Consider the following 22,634-nt stretch of genomic DNA (forward strand, 5'->3'; position numbering starts at 1 on the left):
GTCAGGCCGGCATTTCGCTGATGCCGACCTGTTGCAGTGCGGCGGCCAGGTTGTCGACCCGGTGCTGCTCGCTGTCCTTGATCTGTTGCAGTTGCTGGCCAAGGGTCGGCGCGCCGAACACACCGCGCAGGCCCTGGGAAATATCGCCGCCCTTGATCGACTGACTGCCGAAGGCATTCAGCGAGTCACGCTCGGCGCTGCTGTCCTGATTGAACAGACTCGACAGCGTGCTGCTGCCAAACACCCCGCCATCGCCACCGCCAAACCCGAGGAAGCCATGGCCGGAACCGTCACTCTGGTTGTCGCTGCTGAAGACCTGGGCAATGAAGCTCGGGCTCAGCGCACCGCGATTGATGAAAATATCCCCCAGTGGACGGATGCCGTTGCCGATCACCCGTTGCTCGAACAACGGCGCGAAAGTCAGCGGTGAACCGAGGTCGCCGGTGGGCGCGGTGAAGACGATCGGCTGCAGCGGAACGTTCGGCAGTGGTGGCGGCGCGACCGGATCGCTGCTGCGGAACTCCGGATCCGGTGTCACCACGATCAACGGAGTAGTCGGTGTCACAGGAGGCACAGGCACCGTGTTGATCACGTAATTGCCGGAACTGCTGACGCTGCTGCCGCTGTTGCCCGACAGGTCGCTGACCCCGGCCGTGTTGATGCTGATCGCATTGCTGGCGCTGTTGACGTTGGCGTTCGGCGTCAGGGTCGCGGTCCAGGTCTTGCCACCGTCGCTACTGCTCAGGTTGGACAGAGTGCCGTTGGCCACGCTGAGGTCCGACAGGTCGAAACCGCTGACCGCTTCGTTGAAGGTGATGGTCACCTGCGAAGTCTGACCGACGCCCAGGTTCGGATTGGCGATCACCACCGTCGCGGTCGGCCGTTCGCTGTCGAGGGCGTAGTTGTTCGACACCGCCACCGTGCTGCCGGCGTTGCCCGCAAGGTCGGTGACGTTGCTGGTGTCCAGCGCGATGAAGTTGCTCGGGTCGGTGACATTCGCGGTCGGCGTGAAAGTCGCGGTCCAGGTCTTGCCGCCGTCACTGCTGGTCAGGTTGCTGAGGTCACCGTTGGTCACGCTAAGGTCGGACAGGTCGAAATTGCTCACCGCCTCGCTGAAGGTGAAGGTCACCGTGGTGCTCTGGCCGATGCCCAGATTCGGATTGGCGACCACGATGTTCACCGTCGGCCGGGTCGCGTCGAGAATGTAGTTGTTGGAGATGGCGATGCTCGCCCCGAGGTTGCCGGCCAGGTCCTGGACGCCGCCGGTGTCGATCAGGATCAGGTTGGTCGGATCGTTGACGTTGGCTGTCGGCGTGAAGGTTGCGGTCCAGGTCACGCCGCCGTCGCTGCTGCTCAGGTTTGACAACGAACCGTTGGCGACGCTGATGTCCCCCAGATCGAACCCGATCACCGCTTCGTTGAAGGTGAAGGTCACGGTGGTGGTTTCACCGATACCGAGGCGGTTATCGGCAACCACAATGGTGGCGGTTGGCCGCGCGGTGTCGATGGCGAAGTTGTTGGAATCGGTGGTGCCGATACCGCTGTTGCCTGAGACGTTGGTCACTCCGGCATTGTTCAGGCTGATCAGGTTGGTGGCGTCAGTGACATTGGCAGTCGGGGTGAACGTCGCGGTCCAGGTGATGCCGCCGTCACTGCTGCTGACGTTGCTCAGCGTGCCGTTGGCGATGGTCAGGTCACTGTTGTCGAACCCGCTGACCGCTTCGCTGAAAGTGATGGTCACCAGCGAGGTTTCCCCGGCCTTGAGCGCAGGGTCGGCTACCACGATGGTGGCAGTCGGCACCTGGGTCTGCACTTGGTAATTGGCCGAGTTGGTGGTGCCAGTGCCGGTGTTGCCGGCCAGGTCGGTGGTACCGGTGTTGTTCAGGACAATCAGGTTGGTCAGGTCGCTGACACCGATGTTCGGCGTGAAGGTGGCCGTCCAGGTGAGGCCGCCGTCGCTCGACGAGACATTGCTCAGCGTGCCGTTGGCGACGCTCAGGTCGGAGTTGTCGAAACCGGTCACCGCCTCGCTGAAGGTGATGGTCACCAGCGCGGTTTCGCCGGGACGCAGGTCAATGTCGCTCATGACGATGGTCGCCGTCGGACGCTGACTGTCGACCGCATAGTTGTTGGAATCGGTGGTGCCGCTGCCGGCGTTGCCTGCCAGGTCGGTGATGCCGGTGTTATCCAGGGTGATCAGGTTGGTGGTATCGGTGATGCCCGCCGCCGGCGTGAACGTCGCCGTCCAGGTAATGCCGCCGTCGCTGCTGCTGACCGCGCTCAGCGTACCGTTGGCGATCGTCAGGTCAGCGTTGGTGAAACCGGTCACGGCTTCGCTGAAGGTGATGGTCACCAGGCTCGTCTGGCCGACGCCGAGTGCCGTGTCGGCGACCACGATGGTGGCGGTCGGACGCACCGTGTCGATTGAATAGTTGTTCGAATCGGTGGTGCCGCTGCCGGCATTGCCCGACAGGTTCTGCACGCCAGTGTTGTCCAGCGTGATCAGGTTGGTGGCGTCGGTGATGTTGGTGGTCGGCGTGAAGGTCGCCGTCCAGGTAATGCCGCCGTCGCTGCTGCTGACCGCGCTGAGCGTGCCGTTGGCGATGGTCAGGTCGGCGTTGGTGAAACCGGTCACGGCCTCACTGAAGGTGATGGTCACCAGCGAGGTTTCGCCGATTTTCAGGCTGGAGTCCGCCACGATGATGGTCGCGGTCGGCACCACGGTGTCGATGGTGTAGTTGTTGGAGTTGGTCGTGCCGCTGCCGGTGTTGCCCGAAAGGTCGGCGATGCCGGTATTGGCCAGGGTGATCAGGTTGGTCGCGTCATTGACGCCCACGTTCGGCGTGAACGTCGCCGTCCAGGTGATGCCGCCGTCACTGCTGCTCACGGCGGTCAGCGTACCGTTGGCAATCGTCAGGTCGGCGTTGGTGAAACCGCTGACCGCTTCGCTGAAGGTGATGGTCACCAGCGAGGTTTCACCGGCAGTGAGATTGCTGTCGGCGACCACGATGGTCGCGGTTGGCCGCACCGTATCGATCGCATAATTGTTCGAATCGGTGGTGCCGCTACCGGCGTTGCCCGCCAGGTCGACGATGCCGGTGTTGTCCAGGGTGATCAGGTTGGTGGTATCGGTGATGCTGGCGCTCGGGGTGAACGTCGCCGTCCAGGTGATGCCGCCATCGCTGCTGCTGACTGCGCTCAAGGTGCCGTTGGCAATCGTCAGATCGGCATTGGTGAAACCGCTGACCGCTTCGCTGAAGGTGATGGTCACCAGCGAGGTTTCACCGATCCGCAGGTTGTTGTCGGCCACCACGATGGTCGCGGTCGGGCGCACGGTATCGATGGCGTAGTTGTTGGAGTCGGTGGTGCCGCTGCCGGCGTTGCCGTTCAGATCAGCGATGCCGGTGTTGTTCAGCGTGATCAGGTTGGTCGCGTCGGTGATGCTGGCGGTCGGCGTGAATGTCGCCGTCCAGGTAATGCCGCCGTCGCTGCTGCTCACGGCAGTCAGCGTGCCGTTGGCAATGGTCAGGTCGGCGTTGGTGAAACCGGTCACCGCTTCGCTGAAGGTGATGGTCACCAGCGAGGTTTCGCCGATTTTCAGCGCGGTGTCTGCGACCACAATGGTCGCGGTCGGACGCGCGGTGTCGATCGCGTAATTGTTGGAATTGGTGGTGCCACTGCCGGCGTTGCCGGCCAGATCGACAACCCCGGTGTTATCCAGGGTGACCAGGTTGGTGGTGTCGGTAATGTTGGTGGTCGGCGTCAGCGTGGCGGTCCAGGTGATGCCGCCGTCACTGCTGCTCAAACCGCTCAGGGTGCCGTTGGCCACGGTCAGGTCGGCGGTGGTGAAGCCGCTGACCGCTTCGCTGAAGGTGATGGTCACCAGCGAGGTTTCACCGGCCGCCAGATTGGTGTCGGCCACCACAATGGTTGCTGTCGGCCGCACGGTATCGATCGCATAATTGACCGAATCGGTGGTGCCTGTGCCGGCGTTACCGGCAAGGTCGGCGATACCGGTGTTGTCCAGGGTAATCAGGTTGGTGGTATCGCTGATGCTGGCGGTCGGAGTGAACGTTCCGGTCCAGGTGATGCCGCCGTCGCTGCTGCTCACTGCGCTCAACGTGCCGTTGGCGATAGACAGATCGGCGTTGGTGAAACCGGTCACCGCTTCACTGAAGGTGAAAGTCACCAGCGACGTATCGCCAATCTTCAACGCCGTATCGGACATCACGATGGTCACGGTCGGCCGCGCGGTGTCGATGGCGTAGTTGACGGAGTTGGTCGTACCGACACCCGCCACGCCGTCGTTGATCGCGGTCACCCCGGTGTTGTCGAGGGTAATCAGGTTGGTGCTGTCGGTAATATTGTTGGTCGGCGTGAAGGTTGCCGTCCAGGTCAGGCCGCCGTCGCTGCTGCTCACTGATGTCAGCGTGCCGTTGGCAATCGTCAGGTCGGCGTTGGTGAAACCGGTCACCGCGCGGCTGAAGGTGATGGTCACCAGCGAGGTTTCGCCGATTTTCAGGGCCGTGTCGGCCATCACGATAGTCGCGGTCGGCGGCTCCACGTAGGCGGTGTTGAGCGTGCCGCCGTTGTTGTAGATCGCCGCGAAGGCCAGCGGGACAGAGCCCGTCACGCCGCCGCCCAGTTCTGCGCCACCGGAGCCGCTGCCCGCCGCGTTGCCAGTGATGGAGCTGAAGTTGGAGGCCGTGATCAGTACCGTGCCGCCCTGGTTCCAGATCGCGCCGACACCTCGTCCGCCGTCGCCGCCGTTCAGGTTATTGCTGCCCTGGCCACTGCCGCCACCGCCACCGCCGCCCGCGCCGATGTTGTTGCTGATGACCGAGGTGCCGACGATTTTCAGCGTGCCGGTGGAAGCGTTGTAAATGCCACCGGCGGCATTGCCGCCGGCGCCGCCGACCTTGTCCCAGCCAGCGCCGCCACCGCCGCCACCGATGGAAATCGTGCCGTTGCTGGCCGTGCCGCCATTGCCGCCGTTGCTGTAATAGGACACGCCCACACCGCCCGCGCCGCCCGTGGTCGAGCCGCCGCGCCCGCCCATGTGCGTCGCGTCGTAGCCACCGCCGTAGCCGCCGACACCACCGCTGCCGGCCTGGCCGCCCAGCGTACCGGTGCCCGGCCCGGCCGTACCGCCATGACCACCGCCCTGACCGCCAAGACCACCGCCACCACCACCGGCACCGCCGTAGAACGCACCGGTGACACCCCCGCCACCGCCGCCACCGGCCGCCGCGTTGCCGGTGACCGAGACGTTGTTCAAAGTGAGGATACCGGCGTTGAAAATCCCCCCGCCCATGGCACCGGTTGCGCCGTAGCCGCCATTACCGCCGTTGCCCGAAACCAGGCCACGGGTAATGACCAGACCATCCAGGGTCACCGTGCTGCCGGAGGTGATTTCCACCACTCGGGTCCGGTATTGGCCATCGAGCGTGACGTCGGCAACCCCGTCGTTGTTCAGGTCACCATCGACGGTGATGTTCTTGTTGATCAGCAATTCCGAGGTGAGCTGCACCGTCATCCCGGAGCTGAAGGTCACGATGTCGCCGTTCTGCGCCGACGCCAGCGCTGCGCGCAGCGAGCCGACCCCGGTGTTGGCGTTGTTGGTGGCGGTCCAGGTGGCCAGGCCCCACTGGTATTCGCTCATCGCCTGGGTCGACAGCACGTTGGCGCTTTCGATGTTGCCGGTGGCGATCTCCAGATCCCAGTCGCCGCCCAAGCCCGTGCGGTTGCTGGAGGCGGCCACGTCGCGGCCGGTCAGCTGCGCCAGCGAATCGACAAAGCTCAGGCCACGTTCACCTTCGGCGGTGTAGCAGCCGTAGATCAGGATGTCGCCGCCGACGTTCATGTCCTTGCCGATTTCCGCCAGGATCGCGCTGCGCTGGGCGACGTTATCGGCCGACAAGTAACTGTTGCCGAGCCACAGGTCGCCGGCATTGCCGTGGGCAATGATCTGCACCGAGCTCACGCCCTGATGCTGGTCGAGGTAATCGGCGATCTGCTGCAAACCGTCCTTGCCGGCATCGAGCTTGACCACTTGCGTGCCGGGGGCCACGCCCTTGAGCAGGCTGTCGGCATCCTTGACCCGGGAATCGACGAACACCACGCTCTGCCCCGGCACGGCTACCGGGCTGGCGGCGGGCGTGGCATCGGCCTGACCATGGGTGTCCTTGCTGGCGCTCGGGTGGTCGGCGGCCGGTGCTTTCGCGGCGTCGGCGGTGGCATGGCTGTCAGCCTGGGCGGCGGTGTCAGCGACGGTGGCCGCAACGGCGCCGTCGAACAGCATGCGCGGTTCGAGCGACATGATCATGGGCGCCGCCAGCGTCCGTTGGCCTTCGGTAACCCGCGACTTCTGCTTGCTCCACCACATGTTGCTCACCCGGACTCGAACACAGTTGTTGACGCATCAATGAAAAACGCCGCGATCAACTGATCGCGGCGTCGGACTTCATACGAATGACATTGGCAGCGCTGGCTGAGCCATCGAGCCAGAAGGACAGATCGGCGTATTGCTTGAACAGGTCCGGCGGCAGGATCGTGCGCCGCGACTGCAGGGCGACCTTGGGTTTGACCTTGTGCAGGCCAGCCACACCGAGGGCCTGGTCGAACTCTGGCGCGTCATAGGCCAGGTGCTCGAAATCGTGCTCGAACCAGGGTTCGCCGATGAAGTCGTAGACCAGCCGCAGCACCCGCTCCGGGGCTTGGGTCAGCAGGTCGTAATCGACGATCAGCAGCGAATCGGCGTGCTCGCCGTAATAGGCTTCCTTGAGCGCCGCCCAGGCAAAACCCACCAGGCGATTGCGCTGGGCCAGGGTTTCGCAGCGGCTGTAGACCGTGTTGCGCTCGACCGCATCGCCGAACAGCTTGGTGTTTTCGAAAGGATTGGCGCGGTACAGCCGCTCCAGGCTGTCCATCACCCAGGCGACGTTGCGCACACAGGCGATGACCTTGGCTTGCGGGAACAAATCGTTGATGGCCGGCAGTCGCGCAGACCACTGGCGGTTGGTGTCAAACACCACCGGTTTGTCGGCCTTGTCGGCGTAGTAGGAATCGAACAGACCGCGCAACAGGCGGCGGCGCATGTCGGTATCGATCACCGCGCCGAATTCGCTGCCGGCACTGCATTGTTCAAGGACACCGGAGAACAGCGCGCCGACGGGACTGGTCATGCCGGCATGAAAACGCGGGTTCTGCAGGAGGATTGCAGAAAGGAGGGTAGAACCTGAGCGCGGCAAGCCGGAGATAAAGTGGAACTGCTGCAATCCCTTCACCGTATTTGTAAGTCCTTTTGTCTGATGAGCGTAATCCAACAATACCCATTCGACTAGTAGTGTTTTGATATCAGAAAAGAGCAAAACGGACTTAAAACCTTCGTATTTATCGCGAATAAAATGGTGAAGCGTTTAAGTCAGTTCTCTCCTGATCCATCGGGCGTCTGCACCGAAAAAAGACGCGCTTTCGCCCCGCCCGCCTGCACCTGATCCCGCAGCTGCCAGGTCGCAGGCAAGGGCAGAAATGGATCGGGTACTTCCACGTCCAGATCACCGATCAACCAGACCCGGGCACTGTTCTTCGGCAGGTCTCCCAACCGATCAAGGTAAACCTCATCGGACACCAGCGTGCCGAAACCGTAGTGGTTCGGGCGAGTCGAGCGCCCTTCGGCAGTGGGCGGCGTAAACAGCCGGACTTGAGCCTCAGTGCGGTTGTAATAGACGTAACTGAGGTACCAGAGCATGTCGCTGGTGACGATCCGGTCGCCGCTGGCGAAGTGGCGGTTGACGTAATCGACCACGACGTTGAACTGGTCATTGCGGTCGACCGTGGCGTTGTTGTTCACCCCGATCATCTCGACCCCGACCAGCGACAGCAGCACCGCCATCGCCAGCACGCGCACGCTGCTGTAGAGACGGTCGATGGCCAGCGCCGCCAGCATCGGCAACCCCAGCGCGTAGGCAGTCAGGTAACGCTCGATGAACACCGGCGTAATGAAAGACACGGCGAACACCAGCAACAACGGCACGCCGGTGTAGACCGCCAGCAGCACGCTGCCATGGTTCACGCTGCGATCACGGGCAACGGCGACAGCCGCCAGCACCAGCAAAGCCAGGGGCACACCGCCGAACAGCAGCAACGGGAGATGTTCGCCCTCGTCCTGAATCAACCAGATCCAGATCATCGACGGCAGCGAAGACAGGGTCACCGGATCTTCCCAGCCCACATCGCCGCCGGCCTTGAGCGCGTCCATGTGTTGCAGCAGGTCGATCAGGTTCGGTAGCCACGGCAGGTAGAGCACGACGATGGCGAGATTGGCCAGCCACCAGTCCTTGCGCTGGAGATGCTTCAGGCGATAACCCGGCAACAGGCGGATCAACCCCAGATACAGCCAATGGCTCAGCGCCGCCAGCACGGCGAAATAGTGGGTGTACAACGCCGCCGTCATCAGCAGCGCATAGATCAGCAGATAACGGTGACGCTGCGGGCGCCGGATCCACTTGACCAGCACCAGCGTCGCACCGATCAGCAGCAAGCCAAGCAACGCGTACATGCGCACTTCCTGGCTGTAGCGCACCGCCGTCGGCAGCAGCGCCAGCAACACCCCGGCGATGATTGCGGCGCGGCGGGTGGCCAGCCGATCGACCAGGCTCACGCCGAGCCCGACCGTGGCGATACCGGCCAGCGCACTGAAACTGCGAATGGCCAGGAGGCCGTCGCCGAACACGCCGATCCAGCCGTGCAGCAACATGAAGTACAGCGGCGGATGCACATCGAACGCGGCATGCGTCCAGATCCCGCCCGGCGAATAGCGCGCCAGCAGCAGGCTCGAACCTTCATCGCCCCAGATCGCGGCAGCGGTCAGATCATAAAAGCGCACCACCGCGGCCAGCAGCAGGATCGGTATCAACCAGTGCTCGCGCGCCCAGCGCAACAGGCGCCTGACACCGGCATTCGGTGCGGCGAACGGATCCTGAGTATCTCCCAGCGGTGTCTCGCGAAGGACCTCCATCAACCTCCCCTCAGCGTTTTTGCGAACACAATTGCGTCATCAACTGCCAACACTGTAGGCCAGCACCGAAGTCGACGCGCGGCCACGACGACGTCCGGCAAGTCCGTCGATCCGGGTCTACGCTACGGCGTGGCGTGACCTGCCCGCGCAAAAGGAAGGAGTCAGCACAACGTTTCGACCGGCCCGACAACAAGGGCGACCGCGCGGCGCGCCGACCACACAACAGAAGGATGAGGAACCATGGAAGTCTTTATGGGTACGATTCAACCGTTCGCCTTCAACTTCGCCCCGAGTGGCTGGGCCTTGTGCAACGGGCAAATCCTGGGCATCTCGCAATACCAGGCGCTGTTCGCCTTGCTGGGCACTTACTACGGCGGCAATGGCACGACCAACTTTCAACTGCCCAACCTGCAAGGTCGCGTGCCCGTCGCACAAGGCACCGGACTGGGCCTGACACCGCGCGTCATCGGTCAGGTGTACGGCACAGAAAACGTCACCGCCACCATCGCCAACATGCCCAACCACACCCACGCGATGACCGGCCTCACCGCCAACACGGCCTTGTCCCTGGCCGTACCCGCCAGCAATCCGGCGACCGTGCCGACCGCCACCAACTCGTACATCGGCGCCTCCGGCGGCGGCCCGGGTTCGGCGAACATTTACTCCGACGCCCAAGGCGCCACACCGGTGCCGCTCAAGGGTGTGACCACCACCGTCACCGGGGACATTTCCTCCACCGGCGGCAGCCAGCCACTGCCGATCCTGAACCCGGCCCTGGTCCTCAACTTCAGCGTTGCCCTGAACGGCCTGTTCCCGTCGCGCAACTGAGCAAACGCCGGGGGCTTCACCGCCCCCGGCCGTTCTTTTTTCACTGGAGTCAGACCATGCTGCAAGCGGTTCAGATTCAACACGTCCAGCCGTTGCTGGGACAGCAACGCACGCTTTACCTGCCCGATGGCACGGCCTTGCCGATTCGGATCGAATACCTTGATGAGGTTCCCGCGGCGAAAACCCGCTACAGCGAACGCATGCCTTTCTGCCTGGAATTCAACAGCCTGGTGCCGACCGAGTTTGTCGACGGTTTATGCGCGCTGGACCTGCCGGAACTCGGTCGGGTAGAGGACATCTTCGTGTCGCGGGTGCCGGCGCTGGGACGGGATCCGCAGTTGGGTTATTTCTGCATTTCCTTCAACTGATTCGACAAAGTGTAAAACCACGTAGGACATGTCAGTAGGATTAGGCCGCAGTCCTTGTAGGCTGTGTTTTTAAACCCATTTTCTTGGGAAACGTCCGACATAAATTCGCTGGCCATCTTGTTAGCGTTGTTCCGAATCTGTCACAGGACAAGGAACAACGGATGTTCAATGCCAATGCTCGTTTGCGCCTCAATACCGACGACCTCGATCACGATCTGCAGGTGCTGTCCTTCACCGGCACCGAATCCATCAGCCAGCCATACTGCTTCAACGTCAAACTGGTCAGCTCGAGACCGGACATCGATCTTCCCGACCTCATGCACCGGCAGGCTTTTCTGGCCTTCGATGACAACGGGCATGGCGTTCATGGACAGATCCAGCACATTGGCCGGGGCGATATCGGGCACCGGTTGACCCAATACCACCTGACCCTCGCGCCATGCCTGGCGAACCTGGGCCATCGTTTCAATCAGCGGATTTTTCAGAACCTGAGCATTGCGCAAATCATCGGGCAAATTCTTCAGGAACATGGCATCCACGCAGATGGCTATCTGTTTCAGATCGGCCAGGCCCTGCCGGATCGCGAATATTGCGTGCAATACAACGAGTCCGATCTGCATTTCATCCAGCGCCTGTGCCAGGAAGACGGCCTGCACTATCACTTTCGCCACAGCCTCGACAGGCACCTGCTGGTATTTGGCGATGATCAGACCGTATTTCCCAGACTGGCCCGGCCGACACCATTCAAAAAGCGCAACGCGATGGTGGCCGACAGGCCGGTGATTCACCGTTTCGGGTGTGAGCGAAATACCCGCACCAATCGCACCCGTCGGCGCGCCTACGATTTCAAAAAGGCGCACCTCGTCCTGGAGTCCGAGGCGCGAATACCGAACGAACCCCGCCAGCCTGATCTGGAGGACTACCTGTATCCGGACCGGGTCCTCAACCGTGAACACGGCAAACTGCTGACCCGGCGGGCTCTGGAACGCCATCGCAGCGATGAGCTCACGGGCGAAGGCGACAGCGACGAACCCGCGCTGGTGTCGGGGCATTTTCTGTCGCTGTCAGAGCACCCCGACCCCGCGTTAAATGACCTCTGGCTGCTGACCGGAATCCGTCATGAAGGCAAGCAGCCTCAAGTACTTGAAGAAAGCGGTAGCGACATCGCCGTGAAGGGTCAAAGCGACTTCGTCCAGGGCTATCGGAACCATTTCGAAGTCACGCCATGGAATGCGATCTATCGCCCGTCATTGCGCTACGACAAACCTTCCATCGGCTGTACTCAGACTGCCGTGGTTACCGGCCCGGAAGGCGAAGATATCCATTGCGACGCCTATGGCCGGGTCAAGGTGCAGTTTTTCTGGGACCGCGAAGGCCGGCACAACGACAAGAGCAGTTGCTGGTTGCGGACCACCACGAACTGGGCCGGCAACGCCCATGGCAGCGTGATCATTCCGCGCGTGGGCATGGAGGTGCTGGTGACGTTTCTCAACGGTGATCCCGACCATCCGGTGATCAGCGGTTGCCTGGCCAACAGCGCCAACCCGGTGCCCTATGAATTGCCGGCGCACAAGACCCGCAGCGTGTTCCGGTCCCGCAGCACGCCCGACAGCAATGGCTTCAATGAGCTGATGATCGAAGACCGCACCGGTCAGGAACTGATCTATCTGCGCGCCCAGCGCGATTTGCAGCAGCAGATCGAGCACGACAGTCACCTGGAGGTCGGCAACGAACGTCGGGAAAGCATCCGTGGCAACAGCGTCAGCCTGCTGCACGCAGAAGAACACCGCACCCTCAACGGTCATCGCAAGACCCATCTCAAGGCCAGCGATCATCTGCACGTCAGCGACAGCAGTCACACCCGGATCGGGCAATCACTGACGATGGAAGTCGGGCGGCAGCTCTGTTTCAGTGCCGGGGATCATTTGGTGCTGGAGGCTGGAAAGAGCATCAGCCTGAAAGTCGGTGGCGAGCATTTCGTGCTGGATCACGGCGGTCTTTTCGGGAGCAGCGAGCTGCTGATCGGCGGCGTGCCCATACCGTTCGTGCGCGCCCGATTGTTGCAGCCCGAAGGCATTGAAGACTTGTCGGCGCCCGCGCCCTTGCCGCCACTGGTGGCGCCCTCACAACAGGCATTGATGGCCGCGAGTAAAAACCTGGGCGCGGATTTCTGCCCGATCTGCGAAGCCTGCCGCGCGGGCGAGTGCGCCATTGCGGAGGCCGCTGCATGACCGACCCGGTTGTACAAAGCTGGCTGTTTGAACAGCACCATGCCGATCGTCTCGTGTGCCTGGTGCTCGACTCGCAGAACGAACGCGACATGCGCCAGCGCTGGCTGAAGAGCAGCCGTTACGAGCAGTACGCCAGTGTCTACGGTGAAACCGTGGTCGCCGAACTGGCGGACACCGGCCCGTTCCTGTTCACCTTCGACCAGCCCGACGACCGTCGCCTCGACGCCCTGCTCGACAGGCCCGACAGCCATTGGGGCTGGCTCGCCAGCCTGGGCCAGGGCGAACTGAACGCATGGGTCAGGCACTGGCAGGAGCGGCTGCTCGTCGGCACCCGTCCGCATCAGGCGCTGTACCGCTTTCACGACAACCGGGTACTGGCCCGAGCGCTGGAGCATCTGCCGCCCGAGGCGCTACCGGCGTATCTCGGGCCGGCGATCAGCGTGTGTTACTGGCAGGGTTCGCACTGGCAGAGCACTGACAATCCTGCGCCCGGCACTTACCCGCTGCCGGACTCGCCGCCCTGGCTGCACCTGCCGATGCCCGACGAGCAAGCCATGGAAATCCGGCTGGCCAACGCCCACCGCTTTCTGCTGGCCGAGCATGTACAGGCCTACTCCGGGCTGGCGGGCTCGCAGGATCCGCACATCTGGCTACGTGAGCGTCTGACACAGGCCCAGGCCTGGGGCTGGCTGGCGCCGGAGCGGCTGGAGTTTCTGCTGATCCAGAGCCTGCACATCCCGACCCTCGCGCCTCATTGGCAACCCCGACCGGACGAAACGCCGGATGAACACTTTGATCGGGTTTACCTGCTTTCGAAGAGCTGGAGCGGGGAGATGCCTTCATGAAGATTCAGCTCAAGAGCATCGTCCTGATCAGCGCCTTCGCGGCACTGGGGGGCTGCCAAAGCAAACCACCCAACACCTTCAGATTCACAGCCGATCTACCACCGGGGTTTGCCTACGTCGCAGCGGTTTATTACGTACCCGAGAAAGGTCAGACCTGCACCCTCGACAGACGCGACAACCTTGCGCCGGTGTTCAACAGCAAGTGGCGCACGGACTACAAGCCGGATGCCGAGATCACGATTCGCAAGATTGTTAAGGGGTGTCCGTTGGTCGTGAGGCGAATCGAACTGGAGATCAATTCGGCGTACGGCAAGGATTGGAGTGACTTCAGCCGTGACGAAGCCATGGTTTTCATCCGCGATGATCTGGAGGAGCAGTTCAAAGGCGTATTCAACGAGGCCGGTGAAAGCACCTTCCACGGTCAGTGTGAGTGGTGGTTTCGCACCTCGGGCAAACCGCGAATTCTAAGAAAAATCCTGGATTGCAGAACAGTCGATGCCTTGGGATTACGAGCTTATGGCAAGACCTTCGGGGCTTTTAGCCCTGATCAACTGCCGGGCAAAACGGTGAGGATGAAGATCAAGCTGGCGAGGGAAGAACAGCCCTACTTCAGAGACACATGGGTCAAGTTTCCAAATGGCTGGAAACGGTGCATGGGCGAAAGGTTTGAAGACCAAGATGCCTTCTGCCGCGGTAACTACACCGATTTCAGCACTTTCACCATGCCGGATGGCCAAGTCTGCACCATTTATCCGGGTTGCACGGAATAAGGAAATTTCGCCATGACTTCATTGGAAAAGGATCTGCAATCACCAGCGCTGACTGCCCTGAAAACCAGACTCACGCGGCGTGGTGCAACTTTGGGCTGCTGCCTTGTCTTGATCGCAAGCTGTAAGACCGAACCGCCCAACACCTTCAAATTCACAGCCGATCTACCACCGGGGTTTGCCTACGTCGCAGCGGTTTATTACGTACCCGAGAAAGGTCAGACCTGCACCCTCGACAGACGCGACAACCTTGCGCCGGTGTTCAACAGCAAGTGGCGCACGGATTACAAGCCTGATGCCGAAATCACGATTCGCAAGATTGTTAAGGGGTGTCCGTTGGTAATCAGCAGGATCGCGCTGGAGATCAACGCGAGTTACTACAAAGCACGGGGAGATTTTGGGGGTGACGAAGGCATGGTCTTTTTGGGGAACGATATAGAGGAGCAGTACAAAGGCACTTTCAATGAGGCAGGTGAAAGTACTTTTTACGGTCAATGTGAATGGTGGTTCCGGACAGCTGGCGCACAACGCCGCATCGTCAAGATCCTTGATTGCAAGACATCTGATGCCCAAGGAGAGCGTGGGAAAGGAAAGACTTATTCTGCTTATGGGCTCGACCAACTACCGGGTAAAACCATAAAGATGAAGATCGAATTGGCAGCGGAGGAGCAACCTGCCATCAGGGATACCTGGGTAAAAAATCCAAATGGTTGGAAACGGTGCATGGGTGACAACTTTGAGGATCAGTACGGCTTTTGTTACGGCAACTACACCGACTTCAGCACTTTCACCATGCCGGATGGCCGTATCTGCACCATCTATCCGGGCTGCACAGAATAAGGAGATCGCGCCATGACATTATTGGAAAAGGATTTGGAATCACCTTTGGGCAGCCGGATGTTGACTTGCCCCGCAGGTGGAAAATGGACAAGTTTTCAGCTGGTCGATGAGCATTGCTCAGGCGAACCCTATGCCGGTTTAGCCTATGTTGTAACCGACTCGGAGGGATACAAATACGCCGGCTGCCTGGATACCAAAGGAATTGGAAAAGTAGATAACCATTTTGCCGGACCGATTTCTCTACTCTTCGAGCAAGCTTACGAAGGGGACGAAGGGGTATATCTGCGCATGATGGAAAGGCAGTATTACCCTCTCAAAATCACCGAACTCCAAGTACGAGCCGAGAAAACCCGCTACCTGAATCTGGGTGCCACTCGCACGCGTGAGCGCCCCGAAATCGCAGACGGTGGGGATTACTTTCAAGTCGAAGTCCGTCATCTGGTGAGATATGCCTCGCACCTGCCGCCCGAGGTTTATCGCGATTACCCCCTCGATTCCGGGTGCGCAGCCATCATGCGCGAACACGGCAAACTTGGGGTCGCCCTGATGCCGCAACGTCACACCATTCTGGAAGTGCGACCGCTACGTGCGTTGCGTCCGATGTTATCCACAGCTCCGGCATTCTGTGCTCTCAACCTGTACCAGCTCGCATTGATGGCAACCCTGAGTTACTGCCCTTTCGGCCAGAAACCCAAAGTCCCTTGCGCCGAAACCAGATTCGTTAAGTTTCTGCTGCAACCCAGCGTAGGCAACTGGTTCGGCGATGCACTGCCCAAGGGGGAAGAACTGTGGAAAGTCGACAGCGCCCAGACCAAAGCCTATTACCCGCTCTACGAAGATGTTCCGTATTCCGCAAGGTTGGAAATCATCCCGTTTGACCCGAACCTCTATGCAGTCAACAGACATACGCCTGAACGAGATCCTGAACACCCAGCCAGCGTCCACTTCCTCGACGACATCGGTAGTAAAGACAGTACAGACACCCAAGCCTTCATCACCCACAACGACGAACTGATCCTGATCGCCGTTCGCGGCACCGCCGAGATCGTCGCCGATGGGTTACGCGATGCCGATGCCTTGCAGGTGCCGTTTGCGGAAGGCGAAGGCCAGGTACATCGAGGTTTCTATGAAGCGGCCAAAAAAGCTGCCGCATTCGCCGTCAATTACCTCGAAAAGTTCTACACCGGCCAAACACTCCTGATCTGCGGCCACAGCCTCGGTGGCGCAATCACGCTGCTGCTGGCCGAAATGCTCCGCCGTAGGCCAGAGGGCTACAAAATCCAGCTCTACACCTACGGCGCCCCCCGCGCCGGCGACGCGGATTTCGTCAAGGGCGCAGCCGATCTCGTGCATCACCGCATGGTCAACCACAACGACCCGGTGCCCAGCGTGCCCGGCAGCTGGATGAACACCAAGGCCGATATCTACGGCACCGGGGCGGCGCTGACCTTCGTGAATATCCCGCTCGGTCTGTCGGTGTTCGTCGCGGGCATCACCAACTGGACCGGGGAAGCCTACGACCACCACGGCCGTTTGCGACACGCCATGCCGGTGGAGTTCGGCCGCCAGCAGGTGTCGTCAATCCTCTGGGAGCCGGGCTGCGACACCATCACCCAGCACGCAGCCTGTGATGTGGCGATCCGGCAGCGGCACGGCCTGCCGGATCGGCCGACGTTGCTCAAGCAGATCTTCGACGCCGGGCACCATTCGATGACCGGGGCTTACATCCCGGCGTGCTGGGCGGTGTTGCGGCGTTGGCAGGAGGCACAGGAGTCAAACCGCACGCTGGTTACCGAGCGAGAATTCGCGCTGGTTGAGACAGCGCTGCAGCGCATCACCGATCAGTTGCGCCGCCAGCGCAGCAATTTGCCGGGACGGCCGGACAGCTATGTGCGCAGTCGGAAAAACATCGTCGAAGCGCTCAATCATGAAATCGAGAACATCCGCACGACCCGCGAACGGCTGGCCAGTCTGCGGCACCGGCGCCTGACGACCACGGATGTTTATGGATCGCTGGCAGAACAACCGGAACGCCTGGCCGAAAGCCTGCCGCGCTGGCAGCTGCATCCGGAAAACCTCGCAACGGAACAACTGGCCATGGCACCGGAAGCCGCCGAGGATGACCCGCTGCTGGTAACGCTCTACGGCCACAGAATCGGCGCGCCGCACACTTTCGACATTGACTCGATCATCTGACTCAAGCCTGTGGATACCACACCAGCCGCTCCGCCGCCGGGTTGCGCTCCTCCACCGCAAACCCCAGCGCCAGGTAGTGCTGGCGCGCATGGGGGTTATTGGCCCAGACCACCGTCGCCACCGGGCAGCGCACTTGCTGCGCGGCTTTTTGCACACCTTGCAGCACGGTTCGCCCGTAGCCCTTGCCTCGGGCCTGGGGAATGAAGGCGAGGTACAACACGCGGATTTCATTGACGCCGAAATCAGTGCTGAGTGCACCGATGGCCGTGCCGAGTTTTTCCACGATGTAGTGCATGGCGTTGGGATGGTTTTCCCCCATGCCCTGCTCCTGCACCTGAAATTGCTGGGCGACGATTTGCTGCACCTGTTCCTGCTCGCCGTCGATCCATTGCAGATCCGGCCGCGCCGATTGATACAAGCTTTGCAGAAACGGCCCGTCCGACGCCCGCGAAGGCCGCACCACCAATCCGTCCGCCGCCAGGTTGTCCGTCATCTTCACGCTCCCTAGAAACCGCTTTCCCTGACCCCCAGCGCCGCCATCCGGCGCCAGGCCACGCCGAGCACCGATTCGCCGCTGCCCTGCAACACCACCACGCCGCGCAGCGGCTGCACCGGGGTCGCTGCCTGATCCAGCGCAGTCAAACGCACGCCGTATTGCGCCTGCACCGGTTCCGCCCGTTGCTGCTGATCGCGGCGCACGGCAATCGGCCCGTGGTGATCGGAAGTCAGCGCTTCCTGATCGACATAGGCCACACCGTTGGTGTCGATTTCATTGAGTTGCACCGAGAGGGCGGCATGCATCGGGTCGTCGGCGATAAACCGCCCGGTGGCACCGGGTTTGACTCGCCACAGTTCGGCCTCGGCCAGATAACCACGCAGTCGCGTGCCGTCCTCGACCACCCGCGCCAGCGCATCCTTGCTCGACAGCCAGCGGCCCGGCGTCAGGTTCGGCAGCAGGTCTCGTACGGTGCCCGCATGAGGTGCGCGCAACAGAAGGCGTTCACGTTGAGCAGTCAGGCCACGGTATTCCGCCACCGCTTCGGCAAGGCGCTGCTCGACGATGCCAGCGTCGGCAGCGGTTTCACTGCGGCCGGCCTGACGGCGCATCAGCAATTGCTGAATGCGGATTTCCCGGCGGACGATGGCCTGCCGCGAATCGAGATCCGGCGATTCCAGTTCGATCAGCACGTCGCCCTGAGCCACGGTCTGACCATCCTCGACCTTCACGGCTTTGACCCGCGCCGCCGTCGGTGCGTGCAAGGCACTGGCGCGACCGCCCTCGAGCATCGTCGGCAATTCGACCGAGCTGCGCCACGGCACGATCAGCACCAGCAACAGGCCGAGTACCCCCAGGCTGCTGAGCACCACGCGGGGGCCGTGAGCCTGTTCGCGGCGGCTCCACCACTGGCGCCACTCACTCATGATCGGCAGGAAGATGAACCACACCAGCTCCACCAGCATCAGGAAGATCCCCAACACCTTGAAGAACAGGTGATAGACCGCCAGCGCGATCCCGAAAAACAACGCCGCACGCCATAACCACGAGCCATACCCCCAGATCAGCAAACGCCGCTGCATCGCCGGCGACCAAGGCTCCGGCGCCGGCGCGCCATAGCCGAACAAGAACTCACGCAGGCGCCAGCGACACAGGGCAAAAGCCCGGCCCTGCAAATTGTCGACTTCCCATAAGTCGCTGAGCAGAAAGTAGCCATCGAAGCGCATGAAGGGGTTGAGATTGACCACCAGTGTGGTAATCCACGTCGCGCTGGCGAGCATGAACGCCGCCGTGCGACCGGGCCCGTCCGGCAGGAACGACCAGACCAGCAGCGCGATGCTCGCCAGCAGTAATTCCGCCAGCACCCCACCGGCACCGATCAGCAGTCGCGCGCGTCGATCATTGACCCGCCAGGCATCGCTGACATCGGTGTAGAACATCGGCAGCAAGACCATGAACGCCACGCCCATGCTTTGCACCCGACACCCGGCGCGCTTGGCCATGAACGCATGACCGAACTCGTGACAGAGCTTGGCGAAGAACAGCGAGATGCCGAACGCGATCGCGCCGCCGAGGCTGAACAGGTGCGGAAAGGTGCCGACGAACCGCTGCCAGTCCCGCGACACCAGAAACACCCCGAGCGCCAGCGTCGCCGGCAGACCGTAGCGCAAAACCTTCGGACCGAAGCGCTCCAGCCACGGCCAGGCACGGTTGAGAAAAGCGTCCGGGCGCCACAGTGGAATGCGGAAGAACAGGTATTGATGCAGCAGGATTGTCCACAGGCTCTGGCGTTGCGCGAGGGCCTTGAGTGAGTAACTGGCGCGTTGCTGATCGTCGAGGGCGCTGATCAGGTCATGCCCGCGCAGGAACGTCAGCAGTTGCTCCAGCTCGACGCCGTCCAGCGGCAAACCCGGTTCATGATTGGCAGCGCGCAGCACTTGTTCGGGATCGCCCAGCGACCAGTGACGCAACAGGCGCATCGCCGCCGCGCCAAGCTTGAAGTAGCGCCCGCGCACCGGGTCGGCCAGGGTCCAGCGCGGCGAACCGTCCAGGGCCGGCGCCGCGGGCGACAATTGCAGGTCGGCACGCAGGCTCGGCAGGGTCATTTACAGGCCTACACTCTGGCGCAGCCCGGCGAGCGGACGCCGCAGCAGGTACAAGGCCAGTGGTGCGCGGTCGCCGAATATTTTCGCAGTGCCACGCAGGCCGATACGCGGCGGGGCGTCGGCGAAATTGGCGTCCAGCCGATAGGCCAATTGCCCGCCGGCGGTGGGCTGCGCCTCATAGGCCGAGCGTTCGAGGGTGGCTAGGTGGCGTTGCAGCGGATCGCTGTCGAGAAACAGCGCGACTTCGGCGCCCCGCTCCAGCGAGATCGCGTCGCCCACGGCCAGTTCGATGCGCAGTTCGGCCTGACTCGGATCGGCGATTTCCATCAGCCGCTCACCGGTCTGCACCGGTTTACCGGTCCAGCGTTCGGCATCGGCGAACACCGCGATGCCGTCGCGCTCGGCGCGCACTTCGCTGCGGTTGAGCAGTTCGCGGGCGTAGTCGCGTTCGGCGCGTTTCTGTTCGGCGCGGGCGGCCAGCAGATCGACCCGGGAGCTGGATTCGGCATCAACGAACGAACGTTGGGAGTTGGCTTTGAGTTCAGCTTCGGCAACCCCGAGCGCACGCTCGGCGACATCGGCCTGAGCCTTCAGCGTCGTGCTTTCAAAACGCAGCAACAGGTCGCCGGTTTTCACGCTCTGGTTGGGCTTGACCAGAAACTCGGCGATCACCCCGTCCAGCGGTGCGGCTACAACCCGCCCGCCCTGAGGCACCACTTCGGCAGGGGCCAGCACCGACTGGCGCACCGGGATCAACAGCCCGAGCAACAACACGGCGAGCAGCGCCACCTGGCGTTTGCGAGTCCAGCGCAGGCGCCACGGCTTGCGCGGTTGCAACGCCAGCCAGGCATGGCTGTAGGTGTCGCCCAGCTGCGACAGCAGCACTTGTTCGGAAGGGTTCCACGGCAGATCACGGGCCAGCCACAAACCACCGAACACCTGACCCTGACGGTCGATCAACGGCAGCCAGAACACTTGCATGGCCGACAGACTGCGCCAGTCGGCCTGAATCGATTCACCGACCATTTCCGGCGTTATCACCCGCGCCTGTTTCAGCACATCCTGCTTGAACAACTGCGCCACGGCCTGCTCGACGAATGCCACGAACGGCGCATTCGGCTCCACTGCGCTGACCCCGGTCACCGCCTGCACCTTGCCGGCGATCAACAGCGCCGCATGGCGAAAACCGAACAGCGACTGACCGTCATTGACCAGGCTGTAGGCCAGTTGCGAAATGTCTTGGGCCGCGCGGGTCTGCCGTTCGAGATCGAGAAACCGCGCGATCACCTGCTCGGCGCCGCCGCTCACCGGGGCGTTCACTTAAGCTCCGGAAAATGCGCGGTGCCGCTCATGCCGGCGAGCAAGCCCTTGGCTTCGGGGAGTGTTGCGACCAGCAACAGGGTCTGGCTGCCTTCATCGATCCGCGCGCCAAGGCGTTTGACCGTGGCGTCGATCGGCTGACCGGTTTCATCAGGTACGAAGCTGAAAGTCTGGCCAGGCTTGAGCTTCGCCATCCAGCGCGACGGCACCAGCAGATGGATTTCCAGCGTGCGGTTGTCGACCACATCGAGCAGCGGCGCACCGGCCGGCACGCTTTCATAACGCTGCACCTTGCGCTCGACCACTTGCCCGTCGAACGGCGCGACCACGCTGCAGCGTTTGACCTGGACTTGATAAACCTGAGATTGCGCCTGGGTTTCGCTGACCTTGGCTTCGGCCCGGGCCACTTCGAAACGCCCGACGGAATTGAGCGCCGCCAGTTGCCGGTTGTGCGCCAGCTCTTCACCGGCGCCACGGCTGGCGGCCTGCGCGGCATTCAACTGGGCCTGATAGGCCGAACAGTCGAACCGCGCCAGGGTATCGCCCTTCTTGAACGACTCGCCCTCGCTGAACGGCAACTCGACGATTCGCCCGGACAACTCGCTGGCCAGGGTCGCCTGATCCCGCGCCCGCAACACCCCGCGCGCTTCACTGCTGGCCGACGCATTCGCCGCCCCGCCGTTATCCAGCAGCGGATCGTCTGGCGCGGGCGTTTGAGCCTGAACTGCACACGTTACAAAGGTCAATCCGACAACCCAACCACGAAAACGCCGCATAACCGTTACTCCCTGACGGATGCTCGGAGTCTACGACAGCGGCGATTAGCGTCAAGCGAAAGGCCATCACTCCTCCGAAGGGCTGGCGAAATTTTGTGAAATGACTAAGATCAACCCATCGAAAATATAACCTTGAAGGAATATTCCATAACATTCATATTCGTCCCCCATGAATTGGGATATCGAATACACCGACGAGTTCGGCAACTGGTGGGAAGATCTGACTGAAAACGAGCAGAGCTCGGTGGCTGCGAGCGTCAAATTGCTGGGGCAATTCGGACCTGGCCTGCGCTTTCCACACAGCAGCGCGATCAATGGTGCGCGACATGGCCATTTGCGAGAACTGAGGGTTCAACATGCCGGACGACCGTACCGCATACTTTATGCATTTGATCCGAGGCGATGTGCGCTGCTATTGATCGGTGGAGACAAAACCGGTCAGGATCGCTGGTATGAAGTCAATGTCCCGCTCGCCGATCAACTGTACGATGAGCACCTCGATACATTGCGCAAAGAGGGTTACAAAGATGGCTAAGAAATTTGCCGAACTCGAAGCGCGTATGACACCCGAAGCCCGGGCACATGCCGATTCGATCTACGAACAACACATCAAGGAAATGCCGCTAAACGAATTGCGACAGGCCAAAGCTTTAAGTCAGGCGACGCTTGCCGAGACCCTGCACATCAATCAGGCGGCGATCTCGAAGATGGAGCGACGCACCGATATGTACATCAGCACGCTGCGCAATTACATCCGCGCGATGGGCGGCGAGCTTGAAATCATCGCTACATTTCCTGATGGGCAAATCAAAATCGAAAACTTTGCAGGTTGAGCAGCCAAAA

General features: G+C 61.7%; 16 protein-coding genes. 9 read left to right on the forward strand and 7 right to left on the reverse strand.

Annotation, left to right across the window (positions count from 1 at the left end):
- Nucleotide 1 precedes the first annotated feature (1 nt).
- The 3 genes from CAF77_RS11555 to CAF77_RS11565 form a co-directional block, all read right to left on the reverse strand.
- Entirely contained in the window at nt 2-6,385 is a 6,384-nt protein-coding gene (locus tag CAF77_RS11555) for an Ig-like domain-containing protein (RefSeq protein WP_064382669.1), read from the reverse strand.
- A 55-nt stretch (nt 6,386-6,440) separates the two neighbouring features.
- Nucleotides 6,441-7,286, reverse strand: a complete 846-nt coding sequence (locus tag CAF77_RS11560; RefSeq protein WP_011331872.1) for a sulfotransferase — start codon at nt 7,284-7,286, stop codon at nt 6,441-6,443.
- A gap of 137 nt (nt 7,287-7,423) precedes the next feature.
- On the reverse strand, nt 7,424-9,019 hold the full coding sequence (locus CAF77_RS11565; RefSeq protein ID WP_085654498.1) for a glycosyltransferase family 39 protein: 1,596 nt from the start codon (nt 9,017-9,019) through the stop codon (nt 7,424-7,426).
- 240 nt (nt 9,020-9,259) lie between these two features.
- Between CAF77_RS11565 and CAF77_RS11570 the strand changes: the two genes are divergently transcribed.
- From CAF77_RS11570 to CAF77_RS11600, 7 genes are all read left to right on the forward strand, one after another.
- Nucleotides 9,260-9,847: a phage tail protein gene (locus CAF77_RS11570; protein ID WP_064382667.1), complete on the forward strand. Its 588-nt coding sequence runs from the start codon at nt 9,260-9,262 to the stop codon at nt 9,845-9,847.
- A gap of 56 nt (nt 9,848-9,903) precedes the next feature.
- Complete coding sequence (locus tag CAF77_RS11575; protein WP_011331869.1) at nt 9,904-10,215, forward strand: hypothetical protein; 312 nt, start codon at nt 9,904-9,906, stop codon at nt 10,213-10,215.
- Nucleotides 10,216-10,376: 161 nt separating this feature from the next.
- Entirely contained in the window at nt 10,377-12,446 is a 2,070-nt protein-coding gene (locus tag CAF77_RS11580) for a type VI secretion system tip protein VgrG (RefSeq protein WP_064382666.1), read from the forward strand.
- Nucleotides 12,443-13,291 carry a DUF4123 domain-containing protein gene (locus CAF77_RS11585; protein WP_064382665.1) on the forward strand — a complete coding sequence of 283 codons (849 nt, stop codon included), beginning with the start codon at nt 12,443-12,445 and terminating at the stop codon, nt 13,289-13,291. The genes CAF77_RS11580 and CAF77_RS11585 overlap by 4 nt, the downstream gene beginning before the upstream one ends.
- The gene (locus tag CAF77_RS11590) at nt 13,288-14,061 is read left to right on the forward strand and encodes a hypothetical protein (protein ID WP_064382664.1); all 774 of its coding nucleotides are present in this window, start codon (nt 13,288-13,290) and stop codon (nt 14,059-14,061) included. Before CAF77_RS11585 ends, CAF77_RS11590 begins: the two co-directional genes overlap by 4 nt.
- Before the next feature lie 12 nt (nt 14,062-14,073).
- Nucleotides 14,074-14,898, forward strand: coding sequence for a hypothetical protein (locus CAF77_RS11595; RefSeq protein WP_064382663.1), 825 nt, complete (start codon nt 14,074-14,076; stop codon nt 14,896-14,898).
- 12 nt (nt 14,899-14,910) lie between these two features.
- Nucleotides 14,911-17,094 carry a lipase family protein gene (locus CAF77_RS11600; RefSeq protein ID WP_085654500.1) on the forward strand — a complete coding sequence of 728 codons (2,184 nt, stop codon included), beginning with the start codon at nt 14,911-14,913 and terminating at the stop codon, nt 17,092-17,094.
- A 1-nt stretch (nt 17,095) separates the two neighbouring features.
- On the opposite strand, the gene CAF77_RS11605 is transcribed toward CAF77_RS11600, so the two are convergent.
- Genes CAF77_RS11605 through CAF77_RS11620 form a run of 4 tightly spaced genes read right to left on the reverse strand, consistent with a single transcriptional unit; the run spans nt 17,096 to nt 21,791 of the window.
- A complete protein-coding gene (locus tag CAF77_RS11605; RefSeq protein ID WP_064382661.1) occupies nt 17,096-17,587 on the reverse strand; it encodes an N-acetyltransferase in 492 nt (163 codons plus the stop codon).
- Between the two features lie 11 nt (nt 17,588-17,598).
- Nucleotides 17,599-19,695: a biotin/lipoyl-binding protein gene (locus CAF77_RS11610; protein ID WP_064382660.1), complete on the reverse strand. Its 2,097-nt coding sequence runs from the start codon at nt 19,693-19,695 to the stop codon at nt 17,599-17,601.
- Nucleotides 19,696-21,015, reverse strand: coding sequence for an efflux RND transporter periplasmic adaptor subunit (locus CAF77_RS11615; RefSeq protein WP_085654502.1), 1,320 nt, complete (start codon nt 21,013-21,015; stop codon nt 19,696-19,698). It abuts the gene before it with no gap.
- Entirely contained in the window at nt 21,012-21,791 is a 780-nt protein-coding gene (locus CAF77_RS11620) for an efflux RND transporter periplasmic adaptor subunit (RefSeq protein WP_064382658.1), read from the reverse strand. Before CAF77_RS11620 ends, CAF77_RS11615 begins: the two co-directional genes overlap by 4 nt.
- Nucleotides 21,792-21,960: 169 nt before the next feature.
- Between CAF77_RS11620 and CAF77_RS11625 the strand changes: the two genes are divergently transcribed.
- Both CAF77_RS11625 and CAF77_RS11630 read left to right on the forward strand, forming a co-directional pair.
- Complete coding sequence (locus CAF77_RS11625) at nt 21,961-22,326, forward strand: type II toxin-antitoxin system RelE/ParE family toxin (RefSeq protein ID WP_064382657.1); 366 nt, start codon at nt 21,961-21,963, stop codon at nt 22,324-22,326.
- Nucleotides 22,319-22,624, forward strand: coding sequence for an XRE family transcriptional regulator (locus CAF77_RS11630; protein ID WP_064382656.1), 306 nt, complete (start codon nt 22,319-22,321; stop codon nt 22,622-22,624). The genes CAF77_RS11625 and CAF77_RS11630 overlap by 8 nt, the downstream gene beginning before the upstream one ends.
- Nucleotides 22,625-22,634 lie beyond the last annotated feature (10 nt).

Source organism: Pseudomonas sp. R15(2017), assembly GCF_002112685.1.
Classification (GTDB): domain Bacteria; phylum Pseudomonadota; class Gammaproteobacteria; order Pseudomonadales; family Pseudomonadaceae; genus Aquipseudomonas; species Aquipseudomonas glycinae.